The 15,171-nt window shown below is 61.6% G+C and carries 14 protein-coding genes; 5 read left to right on the top strand and 9 right to left on the bottom strand.

What is annotated here, in order from left to right:
• Positions 1–181: 181 nt before the first annotated feature.
• Positions 182–1,195, bottom strand: coding sequence for a DUF4424 domain-containing protein (locus IP76_RS02350; protein ID WP_054156579.1), 1,014 nt, complete (start codon positions 1,193–1,195; stop codon positions 182–184).
• Positions 1,196–1,817: 622 nt separating this feature from the next.
• On the opposite strand from IP76_RS02350, the gene IP76_RS02345 reads away from it, so the two are divergent.
• The gene (locus tag IP76_RS02345) at positions 1,818–2,672 is read left to right on the top strand and encodes a TlyA family RNA methyltransferase (protein WP_054156578.1); all 855 of its coding nucleotides are present in this window, start codon (positions 1,818–1,820) and stop codon (positions 2,670–2,672) included.
• Positions 2,669–3,919, top strand: a complete 1,251-nt coding sequence (locus IP76_RS02340) for a class I SAM-dependent RNA methyltransferase (RefSeq protein ID WP_054156577.1) — start codon at positions 2,669–2,671, stop codon at positions 3,917–3,919. Before IP76_RS02345 ends, IP76_RS02340 begins: the two co-directional genes overlap by 4 nt.
• A gap of 41 nt (positions 3,920–3,960) precedes the next feature.
• Here IP76_RS02340 and IP76_RS02335 read toward each other — a convergent pair whose 3' ends face one another.
• The 4 genes from IP76_RS02335 to IP76_RS02320 form a co-directional block, all read right to left on the bottom strand.
• The gene (locus IP76_RS02335) at positions 3,961–4,782 is read right to left on the bottom strand and encodes an alpha/beta fold hydrolase (RefSeq protein WP_054156576.1); all 822 of its coding nucleotides are present in this window, start codon (positions 4,780–4,782) and stop codon (positions 3,961–3,963) included.
• A gap of 109 nt (positions 4,783–4,891) precedes the next feature.
• Entirely contained in the window at positions 4,892–5,194 is a 303-nt protein-coding gene (locus IP76_RS02330) for a hypothetical protein (protein ID WP_054156575.1), read from the bottom strand.
• Positions 5,195–5,412: 218 nt separating this feature from the next.
• Positions 5,413–6,174: a crotonase/enoyl-CoA hydratase family protein gene (locus IP76_RS02325; RefSeq protein ID WP_054156574.1), complete on the bottom strand. Its 762-nt coding sequence runs from the start codon at positions 6,172–6,174 to the stop codon at positions 5,413–5,415.
• 165 nt (positions 6,175–6,339) lie between these two features.
• The gene (locus IP76_RS02320) at positions 6,340–8,118 is read right to left on the bottom strand and encodes an acyl-CoA dehydrogenase (RefSeq protein ID WP_054156573.1); all 1,779 of its coding nucleotides are present in this window, start codon (positions 8,116–8,118) and stop codon (positions 6,340–6,342) included.
• A gap of 270 nt (positions 8,119–8,388) precedes the next feature.
• Here IP76_RS02320 and IP76_RS02315 point away from each other — a divergent pair, with 270 nt between their 5' ends.
• From IP76_RS02315 to IP76_RS02305, 3 genes are all read left to right on the top strand, one after another.
• Positions 8,389–9,501: a cache domain-containing protein gene (locus IP76_RS02315; protein ID WP_054156572.1), complete on the top strand. Its 1,113-nt coding sequence runs from the start codon at positions 8,389–8,391 to the stop codon at positions 9,499–9,501.
• Positions 9,502–9,512: 11 nt separating this feature from the next.
• Positions 9,513–10,577: a hypothetical protein gene (locus IP76_RS02310; RefSeq protein ID WP_054156571.1), complete on the top strand. Its 1,065-nt coding sequence runs from the start codon at positions 9,513–9,515 to the stop codon at positions 10,575–10,577.
• A 74-nt stretch (positions 10,578–10,651) separates the two neighbouring features.
• Positions 10,652–12,559 carry a PhoX family phosphatase gene (locus tag IP76_RS02305; RefSeq protein ID WP_054156570.1) on the top strand — a complete coding sequence of 636 codons (1,908 nt, stop codon included), beginning with the start codon at positions 10,652–10,654 and terminating at the stop codon, positions 12,557–12,559.
• Positions 12,560–12,667: 108 nt separating this feature from the next.
• Here the strand turns inward: IP76_RS02305 and minE are convergent, their stop codons facing one another.
• The 4 genes from minE to IP76_RS02285 all read right to left on the bottom strand — a co-directional run bounded on the left by minE (position 12,668) and on the right by IP76_RS02285 (position 15,166).
• Positions 12,668–12,928 carry a cell division topological specificity factor MinE gene (minE, locus tag IP76_RS02300; protein WP_054156569.1) on the bottom strand — a complete coding sequence of 87 codons (261 nt, stop codon included), beginning with the start codon at positions 12,926–12,928 and terminating at the stop codon, positions 12,668–12,670.
• On the bottom strand, positions 12,925–13,740 hold the full coding sequence (gene minD / locus IP76_RS02295) for a septum site-determining protein MinD (protein WP_054156796.1): 816 nt from the start codon (positions 13,738–13,740) through the stop codon (positions 12,925–12,927). Before minD ends, minE begins: the two co-directional genes overlap by 4 nt.
• 29 nt (positions 13,741–13,769) lie before the next feature.
• Positions 13,770–14,522, bottom strand: a complete 753-nt coding sequence (gene minC / locus IP76_RS02290; protein ID WP_054156568.1) for a septum site-determining protein MinC — start codon at positions 14,520–14,522, stop codon at positions 13,770–13,772.
• Positions 14,523–14,710: 188 nt separating this feature from the next.
• Entirely contained in the window at positions 14,711–15,166 is a 456-nt protein-coding gene (locus tag IP76_RS02285) for a BA14K family protein (protein ID WP_054156567.1), read from the bottom strand.
• Positions 15,167–15,171 lie beyond the last annotated feature (5 nt).

Raw genomic sequence — 15,171 nt, 5'->3', positions numbered from 1 at the left:
ATTTGCGAAGCCATCATGGCCCGTTCAGGGGGAAGCCGGAATCCGCCGATCGACCGCAACGTGTCTCAAACGCATTGACAACCCGTTACCGTGGCGAGGCCACTTGGCGCGTGTTCAACTTATGCCGTTTGGCACGTAACCGTGTCATCGCATCGGGTGCATGACGCTCGCCGGGTCGATGTCACTGCTGGCTCGGGACCACCAGGAGGATGTCGAGATCCTTTTGCGGATAGAAGTCCGTCGCGGTCATCTCGAACGTGGTGGGGCCGGTCTTCTTCACGCCTTCGCCACAAAAGCTGACAATGTTCTTTTCACTGCCCTTGTCGACGGTCAGACGGAACTTCTCGATCGAGCCGAACCAGTTGCCGCCGGTGGTGAGAATGTAGGACAGCCAGTTCTCGAAATAGTAGATGCCCTTGTCGGCGTCCTGGCTCTTCTCGAGCTTCGCGGCAACCGCCATGAAGTCATCGTCCAGGCAGTAGCGCTGCTTGTAGTCCTCGAAATTGTCGGTCGGCTCGCCATCCTGGATGAACACCATGGCCGTCGTGCCGCCGAGACTGGGCTTGTAGTTGTGCTCGACCTTCACGTCGCGTCCGGCCGGAAATACGGTTTCCCACCAATAGACCGTATCCAGTTCCCAGGTCGGGTAGAATTCCGGCTCAGTGCTGCCATCCGGCGTGTAGTTCATGTCGACGATCAGGCCCTTGACCTGCCAATCCTTCAGGACGGCCGGATCGAGTTTTCCGATGGCCACCCTTGTCGCATCCGCAAGCGGCATCAGCGGCACGCCCTGCTTCTTCACCTCATCGGTGAAATCGATACCGTGAACCAGCGCACGCTGCTGCAGTTTGGGTTCAATTGCCGCGCCATCCTGCGTGACGGTGAAGTCCATGAAATTGTCCTGTTCCATATCCGGGACGCTGCCCATGAAGTCCACACCGCCGCCGATGCGGGGCATCGGAAAGGCAACAATGGTGGATACGGAATTGGCACTGGCATTGCGGAAGGTATAGTCGACCTTCACCTGTGTCGGCGAGATGTAGAGGTCCTCTTCTACCATGCTGATGTCATCGCTGCGGGTGAAGACAAGGCCGCCGGCACCCAGCACTGCCATGGTGTCATTGGCCACAGCCTGTCCGCCCATGCAGATGCTGGCTGCCAGTGTGAGCGTATAGATCCGTGTCCCGATAGTCATTTGCCTGTCCCCTCACACATGCCCGCGCCCCACGCGCTGTCTTGGAACAATTAGCGATGCCGCTGGCGGCTGGTCAATGGTGGCGGACAGGCCATTTCATGGTGCATTTCGATGGCAAATGCCATGCATGGATGGAAAAGGCACTCCTGCCCCAAACGGAAGCGCCTGGCTCTTTGGATCATCGGAACCACATCGACCTCAGGCGGCGCAATGCTTGGCATATACACGTGTTTGTCCGGTCGAGGCGACCAGTTTGAACTGGGCGAGAGCAGCAGCCCTCTCCTCAAGCGCTCGCTGCTGCTGCAGGACCAAGCGCTGTTCATCCGCCGTATTGGGCGCCCGAACGATGGCCTGACATGCAAAAGCCCTCCGGGCCCGAATCCGGAGGGCTTCTGCATGTCTGCTGCCAGGAAGGGTTCGGCTGCAGATATCTCGGTGCATTGCGTGTTGAGAGGAGGAGACGATCAAGCACCGACATCGTGAAATTAGCGATAATTGATTAATTCTTCTCTAATTCAATCGTTGAGAATAGAGGCGAAAAACGCAACCTGGCAGGCATTTCCGCAGACGCAATCCAAACAAAATGCTTGCACCACCTCGTGCGAGCCCTCATTGACAGGGTATGAAAAAGCTTCCCGAACCCCAGCGCCTCGACCAGCTTCTGGTCGCCCTTGGTCTCTTTGCCAGCCGGTCGCGGTCGCGTGACGCGATCCAGCGCGGTACGGTCAGGATCGACGGCAAGGTCGTCAGTAAAGCCAGCCTCGTCTTCAGCGCCGAGCACGACTTCCAGATCGACGATCCGGCCCAGGATTACGTCTCGCGCGCGGCCCTCAAACTGGTGGCAGCCCTTGACCATTTCGGGCTTTCGCCGGAAGGGCGCCGTTGCATGGATGTCGGCGCTTCGACCGGTGGATTCACCGAAGTGCTTTTGAAGCGCGGTGCCGAACACGTGGTATCCATCGATGTCGGCCACGACCAGCTGCATCCGCGCCTCGCCAACGATCCGCGGGTGACGAATATCGAGGGGCTGAACGCCCGCTATATGGAGTCCGAGGATATCGATGATGAGCCCTTCGATTTCCTCGTCTCCGACGTTTCCTTCATCTCGCTGAAGCTTGCGCTGGTGCCCGCACTCGACATGGCTGAGCCCGGGGCGCATTGCCTGCTTCTGGTCAAGCCGCAATTCGAAGCCGGCCGTGATGCGATCAGCAAGGCAGGCCTGCTCAAGGAACCGGAAACGGCACCCGCCGTTGCGGCCGAACTGGAGCGCTGGCTGACCGAAGACATGGGCTGGACGAGCCTTGGGATGATCCCCTCCCCGATTGCAGGCGGTGATGGCAACGAGGAATTCCTGCTGGCCGGGTTCAAGCCGGAAAGCGAGGCTGACGAAGCTGAAGACGAGGACATGGACGACGACGGGGACGACGTGCTCGAGGACGAATCCGAAGACGACGAAGCGGACGAGGATCGCGCATGAGCGCTGAAACAGTCACCATTTCCAGCCTCGGCGCCAAGGGCGACGGCGTGGCGCATGGCGCAGACGGTCCGATCTTCGTGCCGTTCGCGCTGCCCGGCGAGACGGTCTCGATCGCGCGTGTGAAGAACGCGGGCACGATCATGTCCTTCGCCTCCACCTCGCCAGATCGCGTAACCCCGCCTTGCAAGCATTTTGGCCCGGATGGGGTCGGCGGTACCTGTGGCGGCTGTTCGATGCAGCATTTGGCTGCCGCACCCTATAATGCGTTCAAGCGCCAGATCCTGATCGACGCCTTGAAGTCCAAAGGCATCGATGCGCCCGTGGCCGAGATTTTCGAGGCGCATCCGCATCAGAGGCGCCGTCTGGTGTTTTCGGCGCGGCGACGCGACAACGACATGGTCATCGGCTTCATGCAGGCGGAAACCCATCATGTCGTGGTCGTCGAAGAATGTCCCATCGCGTCACCGGGGCTGGTGTCCCGGCTCGACGCGCTGCAGATCATTGCCAGAGCCGCCGGCGCCGATCATTTCCGCATCACGGTGACGGAAACCCTGACCGGACTTGATATCTCGCTCGACGGGCTGCCCGGCGGGCTATCCGATCGCGCCCGGCGCGACGTGACCAATGCCGTGCTGAAGCTCAAGGACATTGCCCGCGTTTCGGCCAATGGCGAAATCATCATCGAGCCGCACAAGCCGCTTTTGGATTTTGACGGCGCACGCGTCGTTCTGCCGCCGGGCGGCTTTACCCAGGCGACGCTGGAGGCCGAAGCGCATATGGCAGCACTTGCTGCGGCGCATATTGGCAAGGCGAAAAAGATCGCCGACCTGTTTGCAGGCATTGGCACATTTGCGCTGCGACTGGCGCGCAAGATGGCCGTTCACGCGGTCGAATCCGACGAGAAGGCGATCAAGGCACTGGATTTCGCCGCCCGCAATACGCAAGGGCTGAAACCCGTGACGGCCGAGCGGCGCGACCTCTTCCGCCGTCCTCTGATGACCTCCGAGTTCAAGGCGTTTGATGCCGTCGTCTTCGATCCGCCGCGCGCCGGTGCGGAAGTACAGTGCACGGAGCTTGCGAAATCGCAGGTGAAGAAGGTGGTGGCGATCAGCTGCAATCCGCTGACGCTGGCGCGGGATCTCTCGATCCTGGTGGCCGGCGGCTACCGCGTGGACCAGGTGACGCCGATCGACCAGTTCCTCTGGTCTCCGCATGTCGAGGCGGTGGCTTTCCTGAGCAAGAAGTAAGGGTAAGCCCCTCTCCGTGAAACAGGAGAGGGGCAAGCCGGTCAGTGACGCAGGAACGCGACGACATCTTCGATGAAGCGCTGCTTGTGCGTGGCAAAGAGACCATGCGGTGCGCCGTCATATTCGAGCAGCGTTGCCTGTCGGATGCCGGCAGCGGCGGCGCGACCGGCCGCATCGATCGGCACCGTCTGGTCACTGGTGCCATGAATGATCAGGGTCGGCACCTCGAAGGCGGCAAGGTCCGGCCGGAAGTCGGTGCTGGAAAATGCCTTGGCGCAGGCAAGCGTCGGCTTGAGGCCAGCCATCATCGCCTGGCGTTCCGACCATTCCAGCACTTCATCGCTGACCGCCTTGTCGAACATGCCGACGCCATAGAAGTCCTTGAAGAAGCCAGCAAAGAAATGGGCGCGGTCGTCCTGCATGCCCTGTGCCATCTCGTCAAAGGTGGATTGGGGCGTGCCTTCCGGATTGTCATCGGTCTGCAGCATGTAGGGCACCACCGAAGCAACCAATGCGGCCGAGCGCAGATTGGCGCCGCCATGGCGGGACATGTAGCGCGCCACTTCACCGCCGCCCATCGAGAAGCCAATGATCGTCGCATCATTGCCGCCAGCCCATGCCAGCACATCCGCCAGATCGTCTGACAGGGTGTCGTAATCATAGCCATCAAAGTGCTGCTCGGAGCGGCCGAAACCGCGACGGTCATAGGAGATTGCCCGCATGCCGGCATCGGCGATGGCCAGCGACAGATCGTCAAAGGTGTCGGCGGTCAAAGGCCAGCCATGCAGCAGAACAACAGGGCGTCCCTGCCCCCAATCCTTGACGTAGAGTTCGACACCATCACGGGTCTTGATACGGGGCATGGGCAAGAACCTTTCTCTGTTTTAGGAAAGGTCAAAACGAGCCGAGACGTATCAAGTTCCCGAGAAAGCCGTGCGGCGGCATTGCCGCCACCCGTCGCATCCAGGCTCATCAATAGGTATAGAGCGTGCCCGATCCGGTGACATTGGCGCAGCGGCATCGCCCGCCGACACGGGCAGGCTTGGCCGGGCAAGACACCTGACCACCGCCGCCAATATTGCCCGACTGGTCGACAACACAGATATAGCGCTGTGGACGGACATGCGACTTGTTCGGCTTGCCAGCCTGCTCGGTAATGGCATCGTTGCTATCATTGATCAGCACATAGGGCGCGGCATCGGACTGACCGGCTTCCGCCTGGACGGAAACGCTGCTGACGAGAAGGGTGAGTGCGACACAGAACAAACGCAACATGGAAGCCTCGATCAAACGAAATGGTCCCGGTCAAACGGCCGAGACACGCAATGGTTTCGGACACTAGACCCAAAAGACTGAACGGAGACTGAACTCACATCCTATGTTGCAATGGAAAACGGCGCCGCAGCGGGCGCCGTTTCAAATCTCGTGGGGAGCATGCCGTGTCAGGCGGCGTAGCCGGCCTGTTCATCAGCGATGGCTGCGCACTCGGCAGTTCAGCCGCGCCCCTTCATGAAGCCTTCGAAGGCGGCCCTGGCTTCAGCGCTTTGCAGCTGGGCGACGAAGTGCACGAGCTCTTCCTGCATGCGAGCGCGCACCTCATCCGGGCTGCCCTTGACCAGCGCACGGGCGATCTTCATCGCCGCCGGTGGCTTTGAGGCGAGCGAGGAGGCGATCTTCAAGGTTTCGGCTTCCACCTGATCGGGCGCGACCACCTTCCAGATCAGGCCGGCCTCGCGCGCCTCAACTGCGGAGAAGCCTTCGCTGGCGGCAAGCATGGCAAAGGCGCGCTGGTGGCCCATGACACGCGGCGCGATCAAGCTGGAGGCGGCTTCCGGGACGAGTGCCAGATCGACGAAGGGGGTCTTGAACAGGCTGCGGTCGGAGGCAACCGTCAGGTCGCAATGCATGTTGAGCGTTGTGCCGATGCCGATGGCGAGGCCATCGACGCCTGACACGAGCGGCTTGGTGACATCCGTCAGCGCCCTGAGCAGGCCAAAGGCGGCGGGTTCGCCGACCGCGCCGGCCATGGCGAAGCCCAAGAAATCCGCCATGTCATTGCCGGCGGAGAAACAGCCCTCGGTGCCGAGAAAGACGATGGCACGGATGGTTTCATCCGCCTCGCCTTCGCGCAGCCCCGCAGTGAGTTTTTCGTACATGGCTTGCGTGATGGCGTTCTTCTTGTCCGGGCGATTGAAGCGCAGGACAAGCACGCCGGGATGGGCTTCTGGGCGGGTGATCTGGATGTGGTCGGTCATGCTTGTCCCTCTTTATCTGTGTCCATCGCTGCTAAGAGCCCCTCACCCCGCCTCCGCTTCGCTCGGCGCACCCTCTCCCCGTAAACGGGGCGAGGGTAACCGGAGACGCTGCGGCTTTCGCCCTTCTCCCCGCTTGCGGGGAGAAGAGGACCCGCGGCCAGCGTCTTATGCGAAAAGTGCCCGTGCCGCTTCAAGGCTTGCCGCGCCATACACGACGCGATCCTTGAGGGCGGCCGTTTCGGCGATCATGTTTTCGGCGGCAAAGCGGCAGAGTGCCAGGCGGTTGTCGCGGCCATGCGCTTCGTCCGCCAGCGCGCCCTTGGCGAGGTAAACGCCGGTGAGCACAAGACCGAAGAGGCGCTGATAGGGCGTGGCACCGGCCAAGGCTGCGGCGGCATTGCCATCTGCAAGCTGCGACAACAGCCACTCGGTCGTTTCCTCGAGATCGTCGAGGCTTGCTTCGAGGCGGTCGCCGGTTTCGCCGAAACCTTCGAGGTTGGAGGCGCGGACGTGGGTCACGATCTCCTTCAATTCGGCGATGAAGCCGCGCACCTGCGCGCCGTTCGACAGCGGCAGCTTGCGGGTGACGAGGTCGGCGGCCTGGATGCCGTTGGTGCCCTCGTAGATCGGAGCGATGCGGCTGTCGCGCCAGTAGCGGGCGGCACCGGTTTCCTCGATGAAGCCCATGCCGCCATGGGTCTGGATGCCAAGCGAGGCGACATCGACGCCGGCATCGGTGGCGAAGGACTTTGCGATCGGGGTCAGGAGGGCGGCGCGCTCGGCCCAGTGGCGGGCCTCATCGCCGTCAGCGTGGTGGCTCATATCGGTGGCATGGGCGCAGACATAGCAGATGGCGCGGGAGCCTTGTGTCAGCGCCTTCATCGTCACCAGCATGCGGGCGACGTCCGGATGCTCGATGATCGGCGACATGCCGGAGCCGGTCCAGCCGGGAGCTTTGCCCTGCGTGCGGTCCTTGGCGTATTGCACGGCCTTCTGGGTGGCGGCCTCGCAGATTGCGACCCCCTGCATCCCGACCGCAAGGCGGGCATTGTTCATCATCGTGAACATGCAGGCGAGGCCCTTGTTTTCCTCGCCGATCAAGTAGCCGATGGCGCCCGGCTCATCGCCATACTTGCCGTCGCCATAGATCATGGTGCAGGTCGGCGAGCCGTGAATGCCGAGCTTGTGCTCGAGCGAATGACAATGGAGATCGTTGCGGGGTCCAAGCGAACCGTCGTCGTTGACGAGGTATTTCGGCACGAGGAAGAGCGAGATGCCGCGCGTGCCGGCCGGCGCATCGGGAAGACGCGCGAGAACGAGATGGATGATGTTCTCGGTGATCTCGTGTTCGCCCCAGGTGATGTAAATCTTCTGGCCGAAGATCCGGTAGGTGCCGTCATCGCGACGCTCGGCGCGGGACTTCATGACGCCCAGATCGGAGCCGGCATGCGGCTCGGTCAGGTTCATCGTGCCGGTCCATTCGCCGGAGACCATCTTCGGCAGATACTTCGCCTTGAGGTCGTCCGAGCCGTGGGCGGTGACGGCATCGACCGCACCCATGGTGAGCGTCGGCCCCAGCGCGAAGGCCATGGAGCCGGAATTCCACATTTCGAGGGCGGCGACGTTGAGCATATGGGGAAGCCCCTGCCCGCCGAAGTCTTCTGACGCCGTCAGCGAGTTCCAGCCGCCTTCGGCCCAGGCGCGGTAGAGCGTATCCCAGCCCTCGGGCACGACGACTTTGCCATCGACCATGCGGGCACCCTGTTTGTCGCCGATCTCGGCAAGCGGGGCCACTTCATCGCTGGCAAAACGGCCGGCTTCTGTCAGGATGGCATCGACGAGGTCGTCGCTCAGGTCGCCAAGTTTGCCCTCTTCGATGGCTTTCGACAGGCCCGCGACGTGTTTGAGGGTGAACGCGATCTCTTCAACAGGCGCCTTGTACATAACGTGCTCCTCCAACTGGCGTATGCTCGTGGCCACGCCCAGTCTCCACCCAGGAGGCGCGGCTCATTCCCATTTCTGGCTAATTGATTTTTACGTAAACGTCAAATTATTTTGGCCATGGCCGCCCCCCTGGCATCTAGCCCAGCCCTTGAGACGAGGCCTGTGGGGCAGACGGGAGCCGAGCGAATTATGCGCCCAACTTTGGGCGATACAAGCGGGACTGCACTGGCTTACCACCTTGGAAAAGCCACCATCTGGAAAACTGCCGCCATGACGCTCGATCGCACCCTCGCCCTGGTCACGGCCACCTGCCTGACATTGGTTCTCGCTGCCGCCGCCACTGTGGTCATATCCGGCAGCCGACAACAGCTGGCGGAAGGCAAACGGCAGGAAATGCAGGCAACCGCCCTCCTCCTGACCTCGTCCATGGGCCAGGCTGCCAGTCTCTCGGCCACCCAGGCAGTCCAGATCGGGCGCGACGCGCAGGTGATTGCCCTTCTCAAGGCCCAGGACCGGGCCGCCCTCGCCGCCTATCTGAAGCCGAGCTATGAGGCGCTGGCGAGCGAGGCCGGCGTCAACATGCTTCACTTCCATACGCCCGACATCAAAAGCTATCTGCGCGTCCAGGACCCCAAAAATTTCGGCCAGGACTTGTCCAGCATCCGGCCGATGATCCTGGCCGCCAACCGCAGTCGCAAACTGCAGAAGGGTCTCGAAGTGGGGCTGGCGGGCCTCAGCCTGCGTGCGGTGGCCCCCGTCATGGACGGGGAAACGCTGATCGCCACGTTCGAGGTGGGCGTGGAATTGAAGACCCTGATGGATCTGGCCAAGTCCGCCTCGGGCGCCGACTTTGCGCTGTTCCTCAGCCCGGCCATGTCCGGCTATGTGCCGAAGGACAAGGCGGTATCGAAAGACAGCACCGAATTGCTGATCGAATCCTCGACCGATACCCGGCTTTTCGAAAAGCTGCAGGCTGCAGGCGAGATCGGCTTGCAGCGCGAGCCCGTCGAGGGCGATGTGACGCTGGATAGCCAGCGGTTCGGCACGCTGTCGCAGCCGCTTCTCGATTATTCCGGCCGCATGATCGGCACCATCGTCATTGCCCGCGACATCACCAATCTGGGAAGTCAGTTCAATCGCTCGCTGGTCACGGCGCTGACGGTCTGCATCCTCGGCTTTGTGCTTTGCTATGGCATGGTCATGGTGACCATTCGCGCTCTGGTTCTTCGGCCCATCGCAGACCTTGCCCGCTATGGGCAGGCCAATACGACCGGTCCTGCAGCGGCCATGGAGGCGGATGGCGATGGCGAGGAAACCGCCCTTCGCCAGGTGATCGGCCGTCTGTCGGCGCTGTCCTCCAGCTCGTCCGGACGGCTATCGTGAGGGGCGCCGCCATGCTGAAGCCTTTGGCGATCCTGCTGGTCATCGGCCTTGCTCTTTGCCTGCCACGTGCAACAAGCGCCGCAACGCCTCCTCCGCCGCCTTTGCCCGAGGGCGTCTTCCTGCCCATCCAGGTGCATGTCGGGGTGAGGATCCTCAACGTGTCGCGGATCGCGGAAACGGAGGGCGAGGCGTCGATGATGATCGAGCTGACGGAACGCTGGAGAAATCCGGCGCTTGCCTTCGATCCGAAAGTGAGCGGCTTTGGCCGCGTCGACACGGTCGGCGACCAGGCGGCGGACACGCTTTCGCGCATGTGGACGCCTGGAACCGAGATCGAGAACCAGATCAACAAGGCACGCACAGAGGCCATCGCGGTGTCGATCCGCGCCGATGGAACCGTCACCCGCATCCGTAAGATCGATGCCGACTTCCGCGTCGATATCAACATGACCTCCTTCCCCTTCGACCATCAGAACCTGACGCTGTCGATGGTCTCGCCGCGCCATCCGGCCGATGAGGTTATCTATGTGATGAACGATATCGACCGGGAGCTGTCGTCGATCGAAACCGATGTCTCGGCGTCGAATTGGTCGGGGAAGCGCCTGTCCGTTGTGATGGAGCGCTTTCATGGCTGGAACGCACGACCCTTCGTGCGGGTCAAGGCGACGGCTGCGGTCGAGCGTGCCTGGCAATATTATGTGCTGCCGCTGTTCGTGCCGTTTCTGGCGGTGACTTCGGTTGCGGTCTTCATCCTCTGGGCGCGGGTCAGCCTGATCGGTGATAAGGCGCCAATCACCTATTCGGCGCTTCTGGCGCTGGCAGCCCTCAGCTTCACCTATGAATCGAGCTTTCCGGGCTCGATCTCGATGAACTCGCCAATCGCGGTTATGGTGTCGCTCGGCTATTTCTATCTGATCGCGGTGCTCCTGATTGATATCGTGCTGATCTATGCCGATTATCCCGGAAAGCAGCGCTATCCGCATCTAGAACCCGAAATCCGAGCCTATATCCGGATCGGCATTCCGGTCGTCTTTCTCGCCGTCTGCCTTTCGGTGGCGCTGAACGCGCTGACCTGAGCCTCAGCGTCACAAGACTGTAATGCGGGCCGACTACCTCACACCCTGGAATTGTCCAAACCAAGGAGTGATCGATGACCGACACGAACAAGAACCATCTGTCGTGGGACGAGTGGGACGAATTGCAGAATCCGCCGCCTGCCGTCACCGACTTTGACCTCGTCGTTGAGCGCGCGGTCTCCCGTCGTGGCTTCCTCGGTATCCTCGCCATGGGCTCGGCAGCAGCTGCCATGGGCACCGTCGGCAACCTCCTGAACTCCACCTCGGCCCAGGCACAGGAAGCTGCATCGCGCTTTCCGTTCAAGCCGATCGCGATTGCGACCGATAACACCGTGCATGTTCCGGAAGGCTATAGCTGGCAGCCGCTGGCCAAGTGGGGCCAGCCGCTGTTTTCAGGCGTCGCCGATATCGATCCGGTCAACGGCGTGTCGCTCGAAGCCTCCGACAAGGTTTTTGGCGAAAACACCGACGGCATGGAACTGTTCATGGTCGGCAATAGCCAGCTCATCGCCGTCAACCATGAGTATGTGAACAACGAGACCAACCTGCCCCACAATGAAAAGGGCATGCCGAAGAGCCTCGACGACGTAAAGATCCTGCAGCACATGCAGGGCGTCACCGTCATGGAAGTGACCGAAGGCGAGAATGGCTGGCAGATCGTTGTCGACAGCAAGTTCAACCGCCGCATTCACCACAACACGCCGATGAGGCTGTCCGGCCCCGCCGCCGGCTCGGATCTGGTGAAGACCGCTGCTGATCCTGCCGGTATTGACTGTCTCGGGACCTTCAACAACTGCGGCGCCGGCAAGACGCCGTGGGGTACGTATCTGACCTGCGAAGAAAACTTCAACGGCTATTTCGGCACCACCACCGCCGACTTCAAGCTGCCTGACGACTACAAGCGCTACGGCATCGTCGCCGAGACCCGCTACGGCTATGAACTGTTCGACGAGCGCTTCGACGTGTCGAAGAACCCGAACGAGCCACGCCGCGCCGGTTACGTCGTCGAAATCGATCCGTCGGACGCCTCTTCGACCCCGATCAAGCGCACAGCACTCGGCCGCATCAAGCATGAGAACGCTGCCGTGGTGGAGGCCCGTGACGGTCGCGTGGTCGTTTATATGGGCGACGACGAGCGTGGCGAGTTCCTCTACAAGTATGTCTCCAACGGCATCTATGTTCCGGGTGGCGACACCTCGAAGCTGCTCGACGAAGGCACGCTTTACGTCGCCAAGTTCTCCGACGAAGGCACCGGCGAATGGCTTGCACTGACGCCTGAGACCACCGGCATGAAGCTGGACGAGATCTATGTCTTTACCCGCCAGGCAGCCTCCAAGGTCGGTGCCACCACCATGGACCGTCCGGAATGGGTTGCCACCAACCCGGTTGCCATCGAAGCCTATTGCTGCCTGACCAACAACAGCAATCGCGCTGTTCTGAAGGACGGCAAGATGAAGACCAATGCCGGCGGCGACGTGCTGGAACTCAACGCCGTCAACCCGCGCGAGGCCAATGAATACGGCCAGATCGTGCGCTGGTATCCTGAAAACAATGACCATGCCGATGGCAAGTTCAAGTGGGACCTGTTCCTGATGGCCGGCAACCCCGTTGTCCACAAGGACGCCTATGCCGGTTCTTCGAACATCAACGAAGGCAACATGTTCAACTCGCCTGACGGCATGATGTTCGATTCGACCGGTCTTCTGTGGATCCAGACCGATGGCGAAGACTCGAACGAAGGCGACTATGCCGGACAGGGCAACAACCAGATGCTGGCGGGCGATCCGGTGACCGGCCGCATCGAGCGCTTCCTGACCGCGCCGAAGGGTGCCGAAGTCACCGGCCAGACCTGGTCGGCCGACAAGCGCACGCATTTCGTCGGCATCCAGCATCCCGACGCGCCGTTCCCGGATGGCGAAGGCAAGCTGCCGCGCTCGACGATCATTGCCATCAAGAAGGACGACAACGCCCGGATCGGCTGAGATTGACAGGCGGGGGGCTAGCCTCCCCCGCCATCATCCAGAAACAGAAAGGCCGCCGACGGGATATCGTCGGCGGCCTTTCGATTTCGATCGGTCTGCGAGCCTTGGTCAGGCAGCCATTCGTGTCGCGTCGAGTGGAATTTCGACATCGATTTCGAGGATCGACATGTGCTCGTCGCGGTCCATCTTCACCTTCACGCGGTCGCTGTCGACCTGAACGTGTTTGGCAATGACAGCCAGGATTTCTTCGCGCAGCACAGCCACAAGATCTGTCCCCATACTGGATCGTTCATGGGCAAGCAGGACCTGCAGCCGCTCTCGGGCCATGGGCGCCGATTGCTGCTTGCGGAACAGGGAGAAAATGCTCATGCAGCCCTCCGGGCGAAGATCTTGTCGAACAGACCACGCTTTTCACCAGGCATGGTGATCGGTACCTGCTCGCCAGCAAGGCGTCGAGCGGCTTCGAAGTATGCCAGTGCCGGTGCGCTGCGGGCGTCCGCAAGGGTGACCGGCGCGCCGATGTTCGATGCGCGCAGCACATCCATGCTTTCCGGGATGATGCCGAGAAGCGGGATCGACAGGATATCGAGGACGTCCTCGACCTTGAGCATGTCGCCGCGCTGGGCGCGGTTGACGTCGTAGCGGGTGAGGAGCAGGTGCTTCTCCATGCGCTCGCCGCGCTCCGCCTTCAGGGTCTTGGAATCGAGAAGCCCGATGATGCGGTCCGAATCGCGGACAGACGAGACTTCCGGATTGGTGACGATCACGGCGACATCAGCGTGGCGCATGGCCAGCGTTGCACCGCGCTCGATGCCAGCTGGGCTGTCGCAGATGATCCAGTCAAAATACTTCTTCAGCTCGTTGATCACCTGCTCGACGCCTTCGGCGGTCAGGTTGTCCTTGTCGCGGGTCTGCGATGCCGGCAGCAGGAACAGGGTTTCGAGCCGCTTGTCGCGGATCAGCGCTTGCGGCAGCTTCGCGTCGCCCTGGATGACGTTGACGAGATCGTAGACGACGCGGCGCTCTGCACCCATCACCAGATCGAGGTTGCGCAAGCCCACATCGAAGTCGACGACCACGACCTTTTCGTTGCGCTTGGCCAGCGCAGCACCGAGGGCTGCGGTCGAGGTCGTCTTACCGACGCCGCCCTTGCCTGATGTAACAACGATCACCTTACCCATGTTCGTCTCCTGTTGATCCCCGGCATGTGTCACGTCATTTTCTCCGCCTTGATGGCATCGCCTTCCAGCCAGAGCTGGACGGGATGACCCCGCAGTTCAGAACTCATGTCGTCGGCCATGGCATAGACGCCGTCGATCGCCACGAGTTCAGATTCGAATTTTCGGCAAAAGATCCGCGCATCGGCATTGCCGACACAGCCGGCCAAAGCCCGACCGCGCAGCGCGCCATAAATGTGCACAGATCCGCCAGCGATGATTTCCGCGCCGGAGGCGACCGAACCGATCACGGTCACGTCGCCCTGCGTATAGATGACCGACTGGCCAGACCGCACCGTCTCGCGCACGATCAGCGACGGTGTCGCCTCACGCGCTTCGACAACAACGGGCGTCGGCGCGGCCACCGGCTTTTCCGAACGCCCGGCGGATTTGGCCGGGACCGGATCGCTCTCCGGCACTTCGTAGTCAGCTGCTGCGCGGCCACCCTTCAGGGCGGGCGGCATGCCAGGCTCAATCAGCGACGGGCGACCACCCTCGATACCCATGACGCTGACATTGCGTGCTGCAAGCTCTGCAATCAGCGACTTCAGCTGCGGGCGGTCGGTGTCGATCTCCGAAATGTCGAGAACGACAGGCCTGCCAAGGAAGAAGCCGGCCGAGCGTGCCGCCAGATCGTCGAGGCGGGCCAACCAGTCGTCGAACGGAAGGTCCGGCGTCAGGACGACGGCCAGGAAGGATCTGCCTTTGATGCGGATAGAGCGAGGTTCGGTTAGCACTTTGGTCATCTACGTAAACAAATCGTTGACCATGACTAACTGCGTCGTGGTTAACAAATGGTTAATGCCGGGCGAATGCCGTTAGGGAATGGCCTTGTTCCGACGACGAAAAAGCCACCTGCGGCAGTTGCTGCAGGTGGCCTCGTAGAAGACATCATCAAGCCTGTGCCGGGCTTACGCCCGCCACATCAGACCACTCAATAATAAGGGGACAGGCACTGCTGACGCGGGCCGTTATACGGCTGGAAGGTGTTGGAGTAGCGGTCGTAGGACCGGTACCGGACCGCACACCAGTCGTAGTGGCGCGGATTGAGACCAGCAGACGGCGCCACCGGACGCGGCTGGCTGGCAATGGCGCCACCGATGATCGCACCAGCCGCAAAGGCTGCCAGCGGATACCAGTAGCCATTGTGATAACGATAACCGGCGCGGCGATCACGATAGCCGCGGTGACCGCGATAATAGCCGTGACGTTCGTAACGATCATAACGCTCGTAACGGTCGCGACGATACTGAACCTGCGTTGCTTCCGAGCTGACGCTGACCGGTGCGTTTGGGCGAACGACGGTCGCTGCCTGAGCCGGCACGAGGCTGCCCAGCGCCATCACGGCTGCGAGCGCGAGGGTTGCGGTATGCTTCAATGCAGTCTTCATGATAT

This window comes from Rhizobium sp. AAP43, from assembly GCF_001296045.1.
Taxonomy (GTDB): domain Bacteria; phylum Pseudomonadota; class Alphaproteobacteria; order Rhizobiales; family Rhizobiaceae; genus Allorhizobium.
The sequence above is the reverse complement of the archived record's forward strand: the minus strand, read 5'-3'. Positions and strand labels throughout refer to the sequence as shown.